This window comes from Rhodanobacter humi, from assembly GCF_041107455.1.
Taxonomy (GTDB): Bacteria; Pseudomonadota; Gammaproteobacteria; order Xanthomonadales; family Rhodanobacteraceae; genus Rhodanobacter_A.
Window position 1 is genome coordinate 2,899,228 of sequence record NZ_JBGBPY010000001.1, and the last position, 17,927, is coordinate 2,917,154.

Consider the following 17,927-nt stretch of genomic DNA (forward strand, 5'->3'; position numbering starts at 1 on the left):
GTGCAAGCGATGGTCCGAAGGGCGGCTACCGAGGAGGGTGGCCGCAAAAACGGCGCCGCAGCGCCGTTTCGCAAGCTCTCGTGAGGGTGGATCAGGCCGGGATCAGGGTGGCGATCATGTGCTCCACGTAGGCGTCGAATTCCTCGTGGTTGATGCGCGGCAGGCCCAGGGTGAAGTTCAGTTGCAGGAAACCGACGTAGGCGGCGTAGGTGAGCCGCGCGCGGTTCAGCGCCTCGCGCGGCGGCAGGCCGGCCTCGCGATAGGCGGTGTTGAGGAATTCGGTGCGCCGCTGCGACACGCGCGCCATCACCGGCACCACCAGTGGGTGGTCCAGCGCCTTCAGCAGGGCGGCGTAGACGCGGTGCGGCTGCACCTCGTGCGCCACGCGGCGGAACAGCTCAGGCAGGCGCAGGCGCGGGTCGGCGATCTGCTCGATCTGGCCCAGCACCTCGCGCTCGCCGTATTGCTCCCAGCGTTCCAGCGCCGCCTGCAACAAGGCCTCGCGGGTGCGGAAGTGCCAGTAGAAGCTGCCCTTGGTGACGCCCAGCTGGCGGGCCAGGGCCTCGACCGCCAGCGCGCCCACGCCCTGATCGGCGATCATCTGCAGGGCGGCAACCTCCCAATCTTCCGCGGTGAGGCGGGTGCGTTCCGGTTTGGGGCTGGAATCCATGACCGTATGGTAGCCGCTGTGCCCCGCTTTGTAATCCACGGCGACGTCGATGCGGGCGGGTTGACGAGGCCGGATCGGGCGATCCATACTCGTCCGTATGGAAAAGTTTGCGCCATCGATGCCAGCCAGCGGCACCGGGTACGTCGCCACCGCCGACGGCCTGCGCCTGGCCGTGGAAACCTGCGGCGCCGCGGACGCGCCGACCCTGCTGTTCGCGCACGGTTTCGGCCAGACCCGTGGCGCCTGGGGCGGCACGGTCGCCGCGCTGGCGGCACAGGGTTGCCGCTGCGTGAGCTACGACGCACGCGGCCACGGCGAGAGCGGGCGACTGCCGGACGGCGCGGACTCCAAAGTCGGTTACCACATGCAGCAGTTCGCCGACGACATGCTGGCGCTGGCCCGCGCGCAGCCCGAACCGCCGGTGCTGGTGGGCGCCTCGATGGGCGGCCTGCTTGGCCTGGTGGCGGCGGGCGAGACGCGGCCACCCCCGTTCCGCGCGCTGGTGCTGGTGGACATCACGCCGCGTTGGGAGACGAAGGGCGTGGAGCGCATCCTCGCCTTCATGCAGGCGCATCCGGACGGCTTCGCCGATTACGCCGAGGCCGCCGAGCAGATCGCGAGCTACCTGCCGCACCGCACGGGTCGCAAGAGCGAGGAACAACTCAAGCCTTTATTGCGCGAAGGTGCTGATGGCCGCCTGCGCTGGCATTGGGATCCGGCCCTGCTGGCCAGCGGCCTGGTCGCCGAGAGCGAGCGCTATCAGCCGCGCCTGTTCGCCGCCGCCGCGCAGGTGGACGTGCCGGTGCTGTTGCTCTCGGGTGCGCGCAGCGACGTGGTCTCGCACGCCACGGTTGCCGAATTCCTGCAGCTGGTGCCGCACGCGCGCCACGTCGAGGTGGCCGGCGCCACCCACATGCTGGCGGGCGACGCCAACGACGCCTTCACCCGCGAGATCGCAAGTTTCATTCGTACCCTGGACGATGCGGGGGCCCGGCCGGGCGAACGCATCGCATGACCGCAGCGAGGATGTCGAGATGGCCGTGATACTGACCCTGCTGGCGGCGCTCATCGCGAGCGGCGCCTGTGCCTACCACCGCAGCAGCCTACGCACGTTCGCGGTGGCGGCGCCCGTGGCCACCCTGGTCGTGGGCCTCGTGGCCGGCGCGCCGTGGACGACGATCATCCTGCTGATCGTCGAACTGGGCATCGCGGTGCCGTTGCTGATGGATTCGTTCCGTCGCCGGCAGATCACCGCGCCGCTCTTGAAGATGTTCGCCAAGGTCACGCCGAAGCTGTCGGAGACCGAGCAGACCGCGCTGGAGGCCGGCACGGTGGGTTTCGAGGGCGAACTGTTCTCCGGCAAGCCGGACTGGAGCGAGCTGCTCAAGCAGCCGAAGCCCGAACTGAGCGTGGAGGAGCAGGCCTTCCTCGACGGCCCGGTGGAAGAACTCTGCGCGATGATCGACGACTGGCAGATCACCCACGAGTTGGCCGACCTGCCGCCGGAGATCTGGGATTTCATCAAGAAGCACCGCTTCTTCGGCATGATCATCCCGAAGCAGTACGGCGGCCTGCAGTTTTCGGCACTGGCGCATTCGGCGGTGCTGCAGAAGCTTTCCACCATGTCGGCCACGGTCGCCTCCACCGTGGCCGTGCCGAACTCGCTGGGTCCGGCAGAACTGCTGCTGCACTACGGCTCGGACGAGCAGAAGAACCACTACCTGCCGCGCTTGGCGGTGGGCGAGGAGATTCCCTGCTTCGCGCTGACCGGCCCGTACGCCGGCTCCGACGCCACCTCGATTCCCGACGTGGGCATCGTCTGCAAGCAGGTCGTCGATGGCGTCGAGACGCTGGGCATCCGGCTCACCTTCGACAAGCGCTACATCACCCTGGCGCCGATCGCCACCGTGGTGGGCCTGGCCTTCCGCATGTACGACCCCGAGCACCTGCTGGGCGACAAGGAGGATCTCGGCATCACCCTCGCGCTGCTGCCGCGCTCCACCCAGGGCCTGCAGATCGGCCGGCGGCATTTCCCGCTGAACATCCCGTTCCAGAACGGCCCGATCCACGGCAAGGACGTGTTCGCGCCGCTGTCCGTGCTGATTGGCGGCCCGCACATGGCCGGCCACGGCTGGCGCATGCTGGTGGAATGCCTGTCGGTGGGTCGCGCGATTTCGCTGCCGTCGAATGCGACGGGCGCGATGCGCGGTTCGGCCGCGGCCACCGGTGCCTATGCGCGCATGCGCAAGCAGTTCGGTCTCGCGATCGCCCGCTTCGAGGGCGTGGAAGAGGCGCTGGCGCGCATCGGCGGGCTCACCTACGCCACCACGGCGTTGTCGCGCGCCACCGCGGCGGCGGTGGATCGCGGCGAGCGGCCGGCGGTGCCCTCGGCGATCGCCAAGTACCACGCCACCGAATGGGCGCGCGTGGTGGCCGGCGACACCATGGACGTGCACGGCGGCAAGGCGGTGCAGCTGGGCCCGAAGAACTACGCCGGCCGCGGCTGGGCCTGCGTGCCGATCGCGATCACGGTGGAAGGCGCGAACATCATGACGCGCAGCCTGATGATCTTCGGCCAGGGCGCGATCCGCTGCCATCCCTACGTGCTGCAGGAAATGGAGGCGCTGTCCATCGTCGACTACAGCCAGCGGCTGCGCCGATTCGACAAGGCGCTGTTCGGCCATATCGGCTTCGGCCTCTCCAACGCCGTGCGCAGCTTCGCGATGGGCCTGTCCGGCGGCCGCATGGGCGATGCCGCGGGTGACGCCTACACGCGCCGCTACTACCGCAAGCTCAACCGCTACTCCGCGGCGCTGGCGCTGTGCGCCGACACCTTCATGGGCGTGCTGGGCGGCAAGCTGAAATTCAAGGAGAAGCTCTCCGCGCGCCTCGGCGACGTGCTGAGCTATCTCTACATCGCCAGCGCCATGCTCAAGCGCTACGAGGACACCGGCCGGCCGGAGGCGGATCGCCCGTTCCTTGCCTGGGGCTTCCACGAATGCATGTGGCTGATCCAGAACGCGCTGGACGGCGCGATCCGCAATTTCCCGGTGCGCCCGGTGGCCTGGCTGCTGCGTGCGCTGGTGTTCCCGTTCGGCCGCCGCGAGGTGCCGCCGTCCGATCGCCTCGGCCGTCGCGTGGCCGCGCTGCTCACCGCGCCGAACGAGGCGCGCGACCGCCTGGTCGAATGGGTGTATCTCAAGCCCACGGCGAACAACACGGTGGGCCGCATGAACGCGCTGCTGCCCGACGTGATCGCCGCCGAGCCGGTGGAGCGCAAGTTCCTGAAGGGCCTGAAGGCCGGCCAGTTCAAGGCGCACGACTACGATGGCCAACTGGCCGAGGCGCTGGCCGCCGGCGTGGTGACCCAGGCCGAGCACGACTTGCTCAAGCGCGTGCACGTGGCGGTGTTCGAGTTCATCTCGGTGGACGACTTCGATCCGGACGAGCTGCGTGCGGCGGTGACACGTGCGGACGAGCGCCGGAAGAAGCTGGCCGACGCGGCCTGAGTCGCGTCGCGATATTGGGATAGAGGAACGGGGCGTGCGTTGCCCCGTTCGCTTCTCGGGAGCCAAGTGCATGAGCGAGTCGCTGAAACTCTGGCACCGGCTTTCCCGGTGGCCCGCCGGGCGCTGGCTGTACGGCCGGCTGATCTGCTTCAAGGCGCCGTACTTCGCCACCATCGCGCCGCGCTTCGTGGCGCTGGCGCCGGGGCGCTGCGAGATCGCGATACGCGACCGCCGCCGCGTGCACAACCACATCGGCACCGTGCACGCGATCGCGCTGTGCAACCTCGCCGAGCTGAGCGGCGGCATGCTGACCGACGCCAGCATCCCTGACTCGATGCGCTGGATTCCCAGGGGGATGACGGTGGAATACCTGGCCAAGGCGCGCGGCACCATGCACGCCGTTGCCACGCCGGATGCGCCGGCGGTGGAGGCGCCTGCCGGTTATGCCTGGCCGGTGCGGATCAGCGTGTGCGACGACGCGGGCGAGGAAGTGTTTCGCGCGCGCATCGACATGTGGTTGTCGCCACGGCGCCGGGATTGATCGCTCAGGCGGCGTGCGCCACGTCGAGCAGGCAGCGGTTCTTGCCCGCCCGCTTGGCCTCGTAGAGCGCGCGGTCGGCGGCCTGGATCAGGGCTTCGTCCGAGGGCGTGCCGGAGTTCCACAGCGCGATGCCGATGCTGGCGCTGACCCGCGCCACCACCTCGCCGGCGGGGCCGGGCAGGGGATAGGGCAGGGCCAGCGTGTCGCACAGCTGCTGGCAGCGTTCGAGCAGCAGCGGCAGTTGCGCGGCGTCCTCGAGGATCAGCGCGAACTCGTCGCCACCCAGCCGCGCCACGGTGTCGCCCGCGCGCACGTGCGCCCGCAGGCGCACGGCGATGGACTGGAGCAGGGCGTCGCCGACCGGATGGCCGTGGGTGTCGTTGACCGCCTTGAAACCGTCGATGTCGAGCATCGCCATCGCGAAGCCGCGCCCGGGCGCCTGCGCGATGGCCTGGTGCAGGCGCTCGTGGAACAGCGCGCGGTTCGGCAGGCCGGTGAGCATGTCGTGGGTGGCCTGATGGCGCACCTGCGCCTCGGCGCGCTGGCGCTCGGCGATCTCCGCCTGCAGCTGGCGGTTGCGCTCGCCCAGTTCGCCCAGCGCCTGCTGCAGTTCCATGCGCGCGTTGTAGAGGTCGAGGAACACGCGCACCTTCGAGCGCAGGATCACGTCGTTGATCGGCTTGGCGATGTAGTCCACCGCGCCGGAGCGGTAGCCCTTCAGGCGGTCGACGTCGTCGGCGTAGGCGGCGGTGACGAAGATCACCGGCGTGTCGCGCAACTGCTCGGTCTCGCCGAGCAGGGTGGCCACCTCGAAGCCGTCCATGTCGGGCATGTTGACGTCGAGCAGGATCAGCGCGAACGCCTGTTCCAGGCACAGCGCCAGCGCCTCGTTGCCGCTGGTGGCCTCGACCAGTTCGGCGCCGCAGTCACCGAGCAGGTGGCGCATCGCCACCAGGTTCGCGCGGGTGTCATCGACGATCAGGAGCTTCGGACGCAGGTCGGTCATGGCAGGCACAGCTGGTTGAGCAGGGGGGCGATCGCATCCAGCGGTACGCAATGGTCGGCACCGGCGCGGGCTAGCGCCGCCTGCGGCATCGCGCTGGCCAGCGCGTCGTCCGGCGACTGCACGATCGCGCAGCCACCCAGCCGGCGCAACTCGCGCAGGCCGTCGGCGCCGTCGGCGTTCGCGCCGCTGAGCACCACGCCAACCAGGGCGTTGCGCCATGCTGCGGCAGCGGAGGCGAACAGCACGTCAATGGAAGGCCGCACCAGGTTCACGCGCGGATCCGTCGACAGCGTGAAGTGCAGGTCGCGTTCCACCAGCAGATGGTAGCCGGCGGGTGCAACCTGCACCGTGCCGCCGCGCACGGCTTCGCGCTCGGCCGCCTCGATCACCGGCAGCCGCGAGGCGCGGGCCAGCAGTTCGCACAGCAGCGCCACCGTTTCCGAGCCGGTGTGGCAGCAGACCAGCACCGCCTGCGGCAGGCGCGGATCGAGTCCGCCCAGCACGACCTTCAGCGCCTCGGGGCCGCCGGCCGAACAGCCCAGCACGATCGCGGCCGGGCGCGTCATGGCCGCCGTTCCGTCGCCGTCGGGCCGATGTGCCGGTAGATGCGCAGGTTGGCGTCGATGGGCGTGAAGTCGGCTTCCGCGGCGCCCGGGCGCTCGCGCAGCCCCAGGCAGAGGAAGCCGCCGCGCACCAGCGAGTCGCGGAACAGCGCGAGGCTGCGCTGTTGCAGCGGGTTGGAAAAGTAGATCAGCACGTTGCGGCACAGCACCAGTTGCGCCTCGCAGAACACCGCGTCGGCCGCCAGGTTGTGCTGGGCGAAGGTGACGTGGCGGCGCAGCCGGCCATCGAGCTTGAGCAGGCCGTAGCGCGCGCTGCAGTAGTCGGACAGCGAATGGTTGCCGCCGGCCGCCAGATAATTGCGCGACCACTGCTGCGCCGAGCGCAGCGGGTAGATGCCTTCGCGCGCACGCTCCAGCGCTTGCGCGCTGAGGTCGGTGGCGAAGATCTGGCTGCGCTCGTACAGCCCGGCCTCCTCCAGCAGGATCGCCAGCGAATACACCTCCTCGCCGTGGGCGCAGCCCGCCTGCCAGATCGTGAGTTGCGGCCAGGAGGCGAGCAGCGGCAATACCTGCTCGCGCAGCGCGCGGAACACGGACGGGTCGCGGAACATGTCCGAGGCCGGCACCGACAGGCCTTCCAGCAGCTGCGGCAGCAGGGCCGGCTCGTGCAGCAGGCGATGGGTGAGCGCGCTGATCGCGCCGTCGCCGTGGCGTTGCGCGAGCTGGCGCACGCGGCGCAGCAGCGAGGCCGGCGCGTACTGGCCGAAGTCGTAGCCGTGGCGCCGCCGCATCGCCTCGACGAACAGGTCCAGTTCGATGCCTTCGAGTTCGAGGTCGTCCGGCGGATGGTCCACTTTTGGCCTCAGCGGCGCAGCCAGACGCGGATCATCGAGTTGAGCTTGTCGAGGTCGACCGGCTTGGAGAGGTAGTCGTTCGCGCCGGCCGCGAGGCATTGCTCGCGATCGCCGCGCATCGCCTTGGCGGTGAGCGCGATGATCGGCAGCTGGGCATGGCGCGGTTGCGCGCGGATCTGCCGGATCGCCTCGTAGCCGTCCATGCCCGGCATCATGATGTCCATCAGCACCAGCTCCAGCGCGGCGTCCTCGTCCAGCATGCGCAGCGCGCGCGGGCCGTCCTGCGCCATGCTGACCTTGAGGCCCCAGCCGCGCAGCACCTTCGACAGCGCGAACAGGTTGCGCATGTCGTCGTCGACCAGCAGCAGCTGGTGGCCCTGCAGGCCGTCGGCGACCTCGGCCGCGTTGGCGGCCGGCTGCTGGCGGATGCGGTGCAGGAACAGGCTGACCTCGTCCAGCAGCCGGTCCGGCGAACGCTCGCCCTTGATCACGATGCTGTCGGTGTACTGGCGGATGCGCAGGCTTTCCTCGCGGCTGAGGTCGCGGCCGGAGTAGATCACCACCGGCGGCACGCTGCCGCCGGCGGCAAGGCGTTCCAGCAGATCCACGCCGTCGAGGCCGGGCAGGCCGAGGTCCAGCACGATGCAGTCGTAGCCGTCGGCCGCGATCCGTTCCAGCGCCTGCTCGGCGGAAGCCGCCTCGTCGATCTCGACGCCCTCCTGGCGCAGCAGGTTGCGCAGTGCGCTGCGCTCGGCCGCATCGTCGTCCACCACCAGCAGGCGGCGGGTGCGGTCGCGCGCCACGTGCAGCAGGCGCTCGACCGCCTCGTTGATCTGCTCGCGGCTGACCGGCTTGGTGAGGAAGCCCACCGCACCAAGTTCGTGGCCGTGCTCGGCGCCATCGGCGGCGGAGAGGAAATGCACCGGGATCGCGCGCGTGGCCGGGTCGGCCTTGAGCCGCTCGGCCACCGTCCAACCGTCGATGCCCGGCAGCATCACGTCGAGCAGGATGCCCAGCGGGCGGTAGCGGCGCGCCAGCTCCAGCCCGCTCTCGCCGTTGGCGGCGAGCAGCATCGGATAGCCCTTCTGGCGCACCATGTCGGCGAGGATGCGCGCGAACGCGGGGTCGTCCTCGACGATCAGGATCGGCGCCTCGCCGGGGGCGATGCGCTCGCGGTCGTCGGGCAGGCTGCCCGGCAGCAGCGCGGGGCCGGACGGCGGCCGCACGGCTGTGGTGGCCAGCGGCGCCTCCGCGGCCGTGGCCGGCGTGGCAGCCACGCTGCGCTCGGGCAGCAGCAGGGTGAATTCGCTGCCGCGGCCACTTTCGCTGCGCAGCACGATGTCGCCGCCGAGCAGGGCGGCCATGCGCCGCGAGATGCTGAGGCCGAGGCCGGTGCCGCCGTACTGCCGGCTGGTGCTGGCGTCGACCTGCTCGAACGCGGCGAACACCTTCTCCTGCTTGTCGGCGGGGATGCCGATGCCGCTGTCGCGCACGCTGATCGCCAGCAGCGACGACGGGTCCGCCAGTGCGGCGGGCAGCGCCAGTTCGGCGGACGGGCGCCCGATGCGCACCTGCACCGAGCCGGCGGCGGTGAACTTGAATGCGTTCGCCAGCAGGTTGTTGACGATCTGCTCCAGCTTGCCGGGGTCGGTGTGGATGCGCGCGGGCAGGTCGCCGGCCAACTGCACGGTGAAGTCCAGCCGCTTGTCGCGGGCCACGTGGTCGAAGTTGCGGCGCAGGCTGCGGGCGAGGTCTTCCAGCGCGTAGTCGTCCAGCGCCAGCTCCATCTTTCCGGCCTCGATCTTGGACAGGTCGAGGATGTCGTTGATGAGACGCAGCAGGCTGCTGCCGGCGTCGTGGATGATCTGCGCCGATTCGACTTCCTCGCTGTCCAGCCGCCCACCCGGGTTCTCCGCCAGGCTGCGCGAGAGGATCAGCAGGCTGTTCAGCGGCGTGCGCAGCTCGTGCGACATGTTGGCGAGGAACTCGCTCTTGTACTGGCTGGCGCGCGCCAGTTCCTGCGCCTTCTCGGCGGTCTCCGCCTGCAGTGCTTCCAGCGTGCGCTTCTGCTCGTGCAAGGTGTCGCTCTGCAGGCGCAGTTCCTCGTTCGAGGCCTGCAGTTCCTCCGCCTGCACGCGCAGTTCCTCTTCGGAAACCAGCAGGCGCTGCGACTGTTCCTCCAGTTCCAGCGTCTTCGCCTCCAGGTTGTCGTGCGAGTCGCGCAGCGCTTCCTGCTGCTGGCGCAGGGTGATGCTGCTGACGCGCAACTGGTCGGCCTGTTCCTGGGTCTGTTCGAGCAGGTCCTGGGTGCGCACCGCGCGGTTGAGGTTGTCCAGCGACAGCGCGATCACCGGCAACAACTGCTCCAGCAGCTGCCGCTGCGGTGCCGTCGGCGCCTCGAAGCCGGCGAATTCCAGCACCCCGATCAGGCGGTCGCGCAGCAGCACGGGCAGGATCAGCAGGTGGCGTGGCAGCGCGTTGCCGCTGCCGGAGTCGATGCGCAGGTAGTCGTCCGGCAGCTGGTCCAGTTCGATCGGCTGGTGGTCCTGCGCGCACTGGCCGACCAGGCCCTCGCCCGGCAGGTAGCGCACGGCGGGATGGGCGCCCAGCCGGAGGCCGTAGCTGCCGATCAGGTCAAGTCGTCCGCTGGCTTCGTCGTGCAGGTAGAGCAGGCCGACGCCGGCCTTGAGCAGCGGCATCAGTTCGCCGGTCAGCTGCTCGGCGAATGCGCGGTGGGTAGTGGCTTCCTGCAGCTGCTGCGAGATCGCCGCGACCTGGCTCTTCAGCCGGGCGTTGTCGTGCGTCGCTATCGCCATCTCCTTGAACACCTGCAGCGCGCGGGCGATCTCGCCGATCTCGTCGCCGCGCTCCACCTGGCGGACCTCGATGGTGTGGTCATGCGCGGCGAGCCGGTTCATCTGGTCCGTGATGCGCCGCAGCGGCCGGGTGATCAGGCGGTAGCACAGCGAGATCACCCAGATGCCCAGCAGCAGCATCAGCACGCCAAAGACCGCGTCGATCACGCGGGTGCGCACCATCAGTTGATCCATGCGCGCGGTACGGCTGGCCAGCAAGCCCTGCTCGGTGGCGCTCATCTGGTCGAGCAGGGCGAGGATGTTGGCGGCCCGCACGGAGCGGTGGCTCATGTAGTCGGACTGGATGCGCTGCCGCTCGGTCGCCTGCTGCGACTGGTCCAGCGCCCCCAGCTTCTGCAGCGGCGCGACCGCGCCGTCGTCCACTTCCTGGAGCCATTGCGCCACCAGGGTTTCGAGCCGGTCGATGCGCACCTGCTCCACCGGGTTGTCGGCGGTCAGCGTGCGCAGCTTGCGGGCAAGGCCGCCGAACTCCCGCACGCTGGTGGTGTAGGCGGCGAGCTGTTCGGGGCGCTGGTCCAGCAGATAGCCGCGGATGCCGACCTGGGCAGTCTTGGTCGCGTGGTGGATCTCGTCGACCTGCTGCAGCACCGAATAGGTGTGCACGTACCAGTGCCGCGCCACGTCCTGCTGGCGCAGCGAATCGAGCATCAGCAGGTTGGCGGCCAGCGACACGCCGAGCAGCAGCACGATGGCCAGCTGGATCTTGCGCTGGATCGGCTGGTTCGCCAGCCAGGAATACTTTCGGGTCGTCGCGGGCATGGTCGTGTCGCCGAACGTTTCGAAGGGCTGGCCGGCGCACGTTCCTGCCGTGCGCGGGTGTGGCGCACAGGGTAACCGCTGCGGGCGTCAAGCCATAGCCGGCGACCGCCCGGTCAGCGCCGACGCCAGCTCGGCGGCACCAGCGTGTGCCGGCGCAGCGCCAGCGCCAGCAGCGCGGCCGAGCACAGCAGGCACAGCGTCAGCGCCACCACCGAGGCCTCGGCGCCGAACACGCCGCCGCTGAGCCAGTCCGGGCCGGTGCGGGTGGACACCAGCCAGCCGTCGGCTTTCAAACCGGAGACCGGGATGCCGTAGACCGTGCCCTGGCAGAAGTTCCAGGCCGCGTGCAGGCCCATGCAGACCGGCAGCGAACGGGTGACGTGGTAGAGCAGGCCGAACAGCAGGCCGGCCTCGATCGCGATGGCGGCCGAACTCCATGCGGTGGCGCCCGGATTGCCGGCATGCGCGAAGCCGAAGAACAGCGCCGAGATCAGCAGCGCCGCCCAGGTGCCCAGGCCTTCCTCGGTAACGCGAAACAGCACGCCCCGGAACATGATCTCCTCGCCGATGCCGGCGCCGATGCCGGTGACCAGCAGGGCCGGCAGCCAGTCGGCGTGGGGATTGAAGCCGGTGACGTGATAGCTGCCCAGCAGCCACAGCACGCCGACCACGGTGCTGAACAGCAGGCTGCCCGCCAGCAGGCCGCCGAGCGCGCCGGGCCAGCGCCGCGGCGCCAGTTCTTCCGGCTTGCGGCGCTCGACGACGCGGACCAGGAACACGTAGGTGACGATCGCCGGCAGCAGGACGACCGCAAGGTAGGTCAGCGCCGAGCTCATCGGTGTCTTGGCCATGCCGTGCATGAGCAGGTGGACGAGCGCTGAGCTCGACCGGTTCAGCGCGATGAACAGCACCATGAAGATCACGATGCGCGCCAGCGGCGAGCACACCAGCCAGCGTTTCCATGACGGCGCGGTGGCCGGCGTGACGTAGGCGAGCGACGGCATGCCATTCATGTAAGCAATCCCCTGGATGATTGCCGCAAAGCCTAGCGGGCGTGCGGGGTTCCGTCTGCGTGACTTCCGCCACGCGTCGTCGCGTCACATTTCCACGGACGTCGCATGTTCGCGCGTGGCGGCGAAGCGCACCGCGGGCGCGCGCTCCTGCGCCAGCTGCAGGTTCACCCGCGAGGGCGCCAGGTAGACCAGTTCGCCGGCGCCGTCGATCGCGAGGTTCATCGCGTTCTTCTCGCGGAACTCCTCCAGCTTCTTCTCGTCTGCGCAGTGCACCCAGCGCGCGGTGGCCACGGTCACCGGCTCGAACACCGCGTCCACGCCGTATTCGTCCTTGAGGCGATAGGCCACCACGTCGAACTGCAGCACGCCCACCGCGCCCAGGATCAGATCGTTGCTCATCAAGGGCCGGAAGAACTGGGTGGCGCCTTCCTCGGAGAGCTGGGCCAGGCCCTTCTGCAACGCCTTCATCTTCAGCGGATCGCGCAGGCGCGCGCGGCGGAACAGCTCGGGCGCGAAGTTCGGGATGCCGGTGAAGGACACCGGCTCACCCTCCGTGAAGGTGTCGCCGATGGCGATGGTGCCGTGGTTGTGCAGGCCGATCACGTCGCCCGGGTAGGCGGTTTCCACGATCTCGCGGTCGCTGGCCATGAAGGTGAGCGCGTTCGCGATGCGCACTTCCTTGTTCGTGCGCGTCTGGATCATCTTCATGCCGGCTGCGTAAGTGCCCGAGCACACGCGCATGAAGGCCACGCGGTCGCGGTGGGCGGGATCCATGTTCGCCTGGATCTTGAACACGAAGCCGGTGAGCTTTTCTTCCTCGGGCACGATCTCGCGCGTGGTGGTGGCGCGTGCGCGCGGCGCGGGCGCGTGTTCGACGAAGAAGTCCAGCAGCAGTTGCACGCCGAAGTTGTTCACCGCCGAGCCGAAGAACACCGGCGTGAGCTTGCCGGCGAGATAGTCGTCGAGGTCGAACGCAGGCGCGGCACCCTGCACCAGCTCCAGTTCCTCGCGCAGCTCGGCCAGCGCCTCGCTGCCGATCGCGGTTTCCAGGCCGGGCGCGTCCAGGCCCTTGAAGATGGTGGAATCCTGCCGCGTGAAGTTCTTGCCCTGCTCGAACAGGTGCACCTCGTCCAGCAGCAGGTGGTACACGCCCTTCAGGCGCTTGCCCATGCCGATCGGCCAGGTCAGCGGCGCGCAGGCGATGCCCAGCACCGACTCCACCTCGTCCAGCAGCTCGATCGGCGAGCGGCCCTCGCGGTCGAGCTTGTTGATGAAGGTCATGATCGGCGTGTCGCGCAGGCGGCACACCTCCATCAGCTTGATCGTACGCTCCTCCACGCCCTTGGCGCAGTCGATCACCATCAACGCCGAATCCACTGCGGTGAGCACGCGGTAGGTGTCCTCGGAGAAGTCCGCGTGGCCGGGGGTATCGAGCAGGTTGACGATCTTGCCCTCGTAGGGGAACTGCATCACCGACGAGGTCACCGAGATGCCGCGCTCCTTCTCCAGCGCCATCCAATCCGAGGTGGCGTGGCGCGCCGCCTTGCGGCCCTTCACCGAGCCGGCCATCTGGATCGCGCCACCGAACAGCAGCAGCTTCTCCGTCAGCGTGGTCTTGCCCGCGTCGGGATGGCTGACGATGGCGAAGGTGCGGCGGCGGCGGGTTTCTTGGAGGTGGATGGACATGGGCAGCGGGGCAGTCAAAAGGCGCGAACCTGCTATTGTAGCGGCCCGATCCGGGTACCACCCAATGGTGCCCGCCCTTGCCTCGTTTCCTTCCCCTTGCGCGCCGGGAGAGCTGTGCCATGAACCTTGCTTGAGCAGCAGTTGGTGGCAAGGCACTTGGTGTGCATTGCCTATCTGAATCAGGCAAGGGGTAAACCATGGGACGTTTGAATGGCAAGGTCGCGCTGGTCACCGGCGCGGCGCGCGGCATCGGTGCGGCCATCACCGCGGCCTTCGTGGATGAAGGCGCGAGGGTCTATCTGACGGACATCGACAGCACCTTGGGCGAAGCTGTCGCAAGGCGGCTGGGCGAGCAGGCGACGTTCCTGCGGCTGGATGTCCGCGAAGAGATAGATTGGCAGTGCTGCATGGATCATGTGCTGGATCGCTCCGGACGGTTCGACGTGCTGGTGAACAACGCCGGCATCACCGGCTTCGAGGAAGGCGCGGCCGCCCACGACCCGGAGCACGCCAGCCTCGCCGATTGGCGGCGCGTGCATGCGACCAATCTCGATGGTGTTTTCCTCGGCTGCCGCGCAGCGATTCGGGTCATGCGCGCACGCGGCACCGGCTCGATCATCAACATCTCGTCGCGCTCCGGCGTGGTCGGTATCCCTGCGGCTGCCGCCTATGCATCGAGCAAGGCGGCAGTACGCAATCACACCAAGAGCGTGGCGCTCTATTGCGCAGAGCAGGGATTGCGCGTGCGTTGCAATGCCATCCATCCGGCAGCGGTGCTCACGCCGATGTGGGAACCGATGCTCGGCAGCGACGAAGAGCGCGAAACGAACATGGCGGCTTTCGTCAGGGATACGCCGCTGCGGCGTTTCGGCAGGCCGGAAGAGGTTGCTGCCATCGCCGTCCTGCTCGCTTCGGACGAGGCGACCTACATGACCGGCAGCGAGATCCATATCGACGGCGGCATCCTGGCCGGTTCGGCCGCTGTGCCGAGGAGCAGATCGGCGGCGGAAGACCCGGCCTGCAACGAGGGGTAGCCGCAACCTCGAAAACGAAAAGCCCGGGACATTGCCCGGGCTTTTCGGCTAGACGGCGGCGAAAGCGCACCTCGTCTTTTTGCCCTGCCGTCAGCGCATGATCCCGGTGTGCCCCAACGAGTAGCGGCCCGGCTGCGGCCATACCGCGAGACCGTGCGGCTCGGCGCCGACCTTGATCTTGCGCACCTTGCCGGTGCCGGTGTCGATGGCGTAGACCACGTCGTCGAAGCGGCCGGACAGCCACAGCGTCCTGCCGTCGGCGCTGACGTTGCCCATGTCCGGGCTGCCGCCGCCGGGGATCGGCCAGTTCGCCACCACCTTGCGCGTGGCGAAGTCGATCACCGACACGCTGCCCTTGCCCTTGCGCGGCCCGTGGATCTTGTTCGAACCGCGGTTGGCCACGTAGAGCTTGCTGCCATCACGGCTCGGGTACAGGCCGTGGGTGCCGACGCCGGTCTTGATGAAGCCGATCTTCTGGAAGCTGTTGCCGTCGATCAGGAACACGCCGTCGGCCATCATGTCGGCGACATAGAACACCTTGCCGTCGGGCGAGACGCGGATGTCCTGCGGCATGCCGTGCTTGTCCAGTTGCAGGTAGCCCAGCACCTTGCGGTGGACGATGTCGATCTTCGCCAGCCGGCCGCCGAATTCACAGGTGAAGATCGCGTAGCGGCCGTCGATCGAGTAGTCGGCGTGGTTGATGCCCTTGCAGCCGGGCACCTGCAGGCTGGATTCCAGCGCCATCGTGTGCGGATTGCGGAAGTCCAGCCGCGCGTGCGCCTCGGCCACCACGATGGCCTGCTTGCCATCGGGGGTGAAGTACATGTTGTACGGATCGTCCACCGGGATCGAGGCGCCCGGCTTGCCGGTCCGCGCGTCGATCGGGGTGAGGCTGCCGTCACTGTGGCCTTCGGCGTTGTTGGTCACCCACAGCGTCTTCAGGTCCCACGAGGGCACGACGTGCTGCGGGCTCTGCCCGACCTTGAACGTGTCGACCACCTTGTAGGTGGCCGGGTCGATCACGGAAACGCTGTCGCCGCGCAGGTTCGGCACGTAGATGCGCGCCAGATCGCCGGCCACGGCGGGGCTGAGGTGGCCGACGCCGGCCTCGTTGTACAGGTTGGCGGGATTCAGCACCGGCGGCATGCCGGGAACGGTCTGGACCGACGACGCGGCGGCGGCCAGCGGGGCGGCGACCAGGCCGGCCAGGGCGGTGCCGGCCAGCAGGGCGAGGCGCGGAAGACGAAGGGATGCTGGGGACATGGTGGTTCGCTGCAGGGGAGGGAGGTGCATGGAATGCGAGTGGCGCATTATCGCCCAGCCGTGTCGCGGCGGATCGCCTCGACCGTGCGCGCCACGATCGCGTCGACGCCGAGCTGACCCAGCGCCGCGCTGGAGCGGCGCGGGTCGCCGCCGTAGACGCCGTCCGCCGCGCCGGGCTTCGGCGCTGTCCGCAGGCGCTCCAGTCGCACCATCTGCGGCGCCACAGCCAGTTGCAGCGAAGTGTCGGCCAGCCCCGCGTGGGTGCCGATCTCGTCGTCGCGGATGCCGTGCTGGCGCAGGGTCTGCGCGTAGCCGGTGGAACTCGCCTCGTAGTATTCCGGCGGCGCGAAGGCACGCGCCGGCTTGCCGGCCCATTGCCGGTTCAATTGCGCCACCACGTGCTGCAGGTCCTTCTGGTAGCCGCCGTGGTCGCCGAGGAACACGATGTTGCGGAAGCCGTGCACGGCGAAGCTGTTCGCGGCCGAGGCCAGCAGCTGCTCGAACGTGCTGTCCGGGATGGTGATGGTGCCTGGGAAGCGCATGTGCGAGGTCGGCGGGGCGTAGCTGCCTTCGGGCACGTAGGCGACCGTCGGCGCCACCAGCGCATTGCCCAACTGCTCGGCGATGCGTTCGGCCAGTATCGTGGCGCGCCGGTTGTGCTTGCCCACCGCGATGTACGGGCCGCTCTGCTCGGTGCCGCCGATCGGGATGATGACGGTGGTCTTGCCGGCGTAGATCTGCGCGCGCAACTCGGTCCAGGTGAGGTCCTGCAACTGCACGGTGGCGGGCGTCTGCGCGAAACCCGTCTGTGCGACGGCGAACAGCACGGCGAACGCGCAGGCGCGTTTCAGCAGCCGGGAGGGCATGGAGATTCCTTGCGAGGGACCAGATCAGCCCATCTTACTGTTCGACGGCGCGGGCACCGTTGTGCCCATTTTTCCTGCGTACAGGATCGCGAACGCTGCGCCGGGTCGGCACGCGTCTAGGTCAGCAGCACCAGCACCAGACCGACGGCGGCGGGCAAGGCCTGGAACCAGAGGATCTTGCGTGCCGCAGTGAGGCCGCCGTAGATACCGGCGAGCAGCACGCAGCCGAGGAAGAAGCACTTCACGTGCAAGGCCTCGCTGCCGGACAGCAGCAGGCCCCAGGCCAGGCCGGCGGCGAGAAAGCCGTTGTACAAGCCCTGGTTCGCGGCCAGCGTCTTCGATTGCTCGGCGAATGCCGCCGTGGTGCCGAAGGTCCGACGGCCACGCGGCTGCGTCCACAGGAACATCTCCAGGACGAGGAACCAGACGTGCAGCAGCGCGATCAGGGCGATCACGAGATTGGCGGCGATGGACATGCGTGGCTCCGGAGTGGGCGCGGCGCCCAGCGTAGTGCAGCTCAGTCCGCTTTGAACGTCACCACCAGCACATCGCGGTGCGCGGGCAGCGCCGGGTCCTTCGGCACCACCGGGGTGACGCCGTGGAACACGCGGTGGTCGTCGACCAGCGCCGCGTCGAAGGCGTGGGCAAGCGTGAACTGGCCCAGCTCGTGGCCGTCGGGCGCGTGGATGGTGGTGATGCCGCGCTCGATGTTCTCGCGGTCGACCAGCAGCACCAGCACGTAGTCCACGCCGTCGCGGTGCACGCCCTCGGGCGTGGGTTCGCCGGCCTCGTCGGCGCGCGCCTCGATGCGGAACTGGTGCACTTCGATGCGCCACTGCCGTACTTCCGGCGCCAGCGCGCCGAAGCCGTCGCGGCAGAACGCGAGGACGCGGCGCAGGCTGGCGCCGTCCGCGATGCCCGCCTCGACCGGCTCGAACCAGCGCTCGATGCCGCCCTGCAAGGCGTTGTAGGTGACGCTCTGGTGATGCGGCTGGTGCGGCTCGCGGCGGATCGCGCCGTCGGCACCGGCGGTGAACACCGCATGGCGCCGACGGCGATGGCGACCGCGTGCGGCGAGGTAGCTGTCGTCACCGAGCGCGTTCCAGCTGGCGGCGAACGTGGGCCAGTCGGCGAGCGTGGCCGCGTCGAGCAGGCCACGCATGACCTCGGCGGTGACGAAGGCGTAGCCGTCGCGGCGCAGGGCGACGCGCAGATCGGGAGGCGTGGGGGCGTTCATGCGCGCACGCTAACAGGTCGCGCATGAAGCGGCACTGGCTCGCTCGTGGG

The 17,927-nt window shown here is 69.2% G+C and carries 15 protein-coding genes; 4 read left to right on the top strand and 11 right to left on the bottom strand.

Annotation, left to right across the window (positions count from 1 at the left end):
• Positions 1–91: 91 nt before the first annotated feature.
• The gene (locus AB7878_RS12815; protein ID WP_369494743.1) at positions 92–670 is read right to left on the bottom strand and encodes a TetR/AcrR family transcriptional regulator; all 579 of its coding nucleotides are present in this window, start codon (positions 668–670) and stop codon (positions 92–94) included.
• Positions 671–788: 118 nt separating this feature from the next.
• Here AB7878_RS12815 and AB7878_RS12820 point away from each other — a divergent pair, with 118 nt between their 5' ends.
• The 3 genes from AB7878_RS12820 to AB7878_RS12830 all read left to right on the top strand — a co-directional run bounded on the left by AB7878_RS12820 (position 789) and on the right by AB7878_RS12830 (position 4,720).
• A complete protein-coding gene (locus AB7878_RS12820; RefSeq protein ID WP_369494744.1) occupies positions 789–1,685 on the top strand; it encodes an alpha/beta fold hydrolase in 897 nt (298 codons plus the stop codon).
• Between the two features lie 19 nt (positions 1,686–1,704).
• Entirely contained in the window at positions 1,705–4,179 is a 2,475-nt protein-coding gene (locus AB7878_RS12825; protein ID WP_369494745.1) for an acyl-CoA dehydrogenase, read from the top strand.
• Between the two features lie 70 nt (positions 4,180–4,249).
• A complete protein-coding gene (locus tag AB7878_RS12830; RefSeq protein ID WP_369494746.1) occupies positions 4,250–4,720 on the top strand; it encodes a hotdog fold domain-containing protein in 471 nt (156 codons plus the stop codon).
• 4 nt (positions 4,721–4,724) lie between these two features.
• Here AB7878_RS12830 and AB7878_RS12835 read toward each other — a convergent pair whose 3' ends face one another.
• The 6 genes from AB7878_RS12835 to AB7878_RS12860 all read right to left on the bottom strand — a co-directional run bounded on the left by AB7878_RS12835 (position 4,725) and on the right by AB7878_RS12860 (position 13,477).
• The gene (locus AB7878_RS12835) at positions 4,725–5,726 is read right to left on the bottom strand and encodes a diguanylate cyclase domain-containing protein (RefSeq protein ID WP_369494747.1); all 1,002 of its coding nucleotides are present in this window, start codon (positions 5,724–5,726) and stop codon (positions 4,725–4,727) included.
• Entirely contained in the window at positions 5,723–6,292 is a 570-nt protein-coding gene (locus tag AB7878_RS12840) for a chemotaxis protein CheB (protein ID WP_369494748.1), read from the bottom strand. The genes AB7878_RS12835 and AB7878_RS12840 overlap by 4 nt, the downstream gene beginning before the upstream one ends.
• Complete coding sequence (locus tag AB7878_RS12845; protein ID WP_369494749.1) at positions 6,289–7,143, bottom strand: CheR family methyltransferase; 855 nt, start codon at positions 7,141–7,143, stop codon at positions 6,289–6,291. Before AB7878_RS12845 ends, AB7878_RS12840 begins: the two co-directional genes overlap by 4 nt.
• A gap of 8 nt (positions 7,144–7,151) precedes the next feature.
• Entirely contained in the window at positions 7,152–10,778 is a 3,627-nt protein-coding gene (locus AB7878_RS12850; RefSeq protein ID WP_369494750.1) for a response regulator, read from the bottom strand.
• Positions 10,779–10,891: 113 nt separating this feature from the next.
• Positions 10,892–11,782, bottom strand: coding sequence for a CPBP family intramembrane glutamic endopeptidase (locus AB7878_RS12855; protein WP_369495767.1), 891 nt, complete (start codon positions 11,780–11,782; stop codon positions 10,892–10,894).
• Between the two features lie 93 nt (positions 11,783–11,875).
• Positions 11,876–13,477 carry a peptide chain release factor 3 gene (locus AB7878_RS12860; protein ID WP_369494751.1) on the bottom strand — a complete coding sequence of 534 codons (1,602 nt, stop codon included), beginning with the start codon at positions 13,475–13,477 and terminating at the stop codon, positions 11,876–11,878.
• Between the two features lie 197 nt (positions 13,478–13,674).
• Between AB7878_RS12860 and AB7878_RS12865 the strand changes: the two genes are divergently transcribed.
• Positions 13,675–14,511: a glucose 1-dehydrogenase gene (locus AB7878_RS12865; RefSeq protein ID WP_369494752.1), complete on the top strand. Its 837-nt coding sequence runs from the start codon at positions 13,675–13,677 to the stop codon at positions 14,509–14,511.
• 90 nt (positions 14,512–14,601) lie between these two features.
• Here the strand turns inward: AB7878_RS12865 and AB7878_RS12870 are convergent, their stop codons facing one another.
• From AB7878_RS12870 to AB7878_RS12885, 4 genes are all read right to left on the bottom strand, one after another.
• Entirely contained in the window at positions 14,602–15,774 is a 1,173-nt protein-coding gene (locus AB7878_RS12870; protein WP_369494753.1) for a YncE family protein, read from the bottom strand.
• Between the two features lie 47 nt (positions 15,775–15,821).
• The gene (locus tag AB7878_RS12875; protein WP_369494754.1) at positions 15,822–16,640 is read right to left on the bottom strand and encodes a creatininase family protein; all 819 of its coding nucleotides are present in this window, start codon (positions 16,638–16,640) and stop codon (positions 15,822–15,824) included.
• A gap of 116 nt (positions 16,641–16,756) precedes the next feature.
• Entirely contained in the window at positions 16,757–17,116 is a 360-nt protein-coding gene (locus tag AB7878_RS12880; protein ID WP_369494755.1) for a DUF1304 domain-containing protein, read from the bottom strand.
• 41 nt (positions 17,117–17,157) lie between these two features.
• Entirely contained in the window at positions 17,158–17,877 is a 720-nt protein-coding gene (locus tag AB7878_RS12885) for a 2OG-Fe dioxygenase family protein (protein WP_369494756.1), read from the bottom strand.
• Positions 17,878–17,927 lie beyond the last annotated feature (50 nt).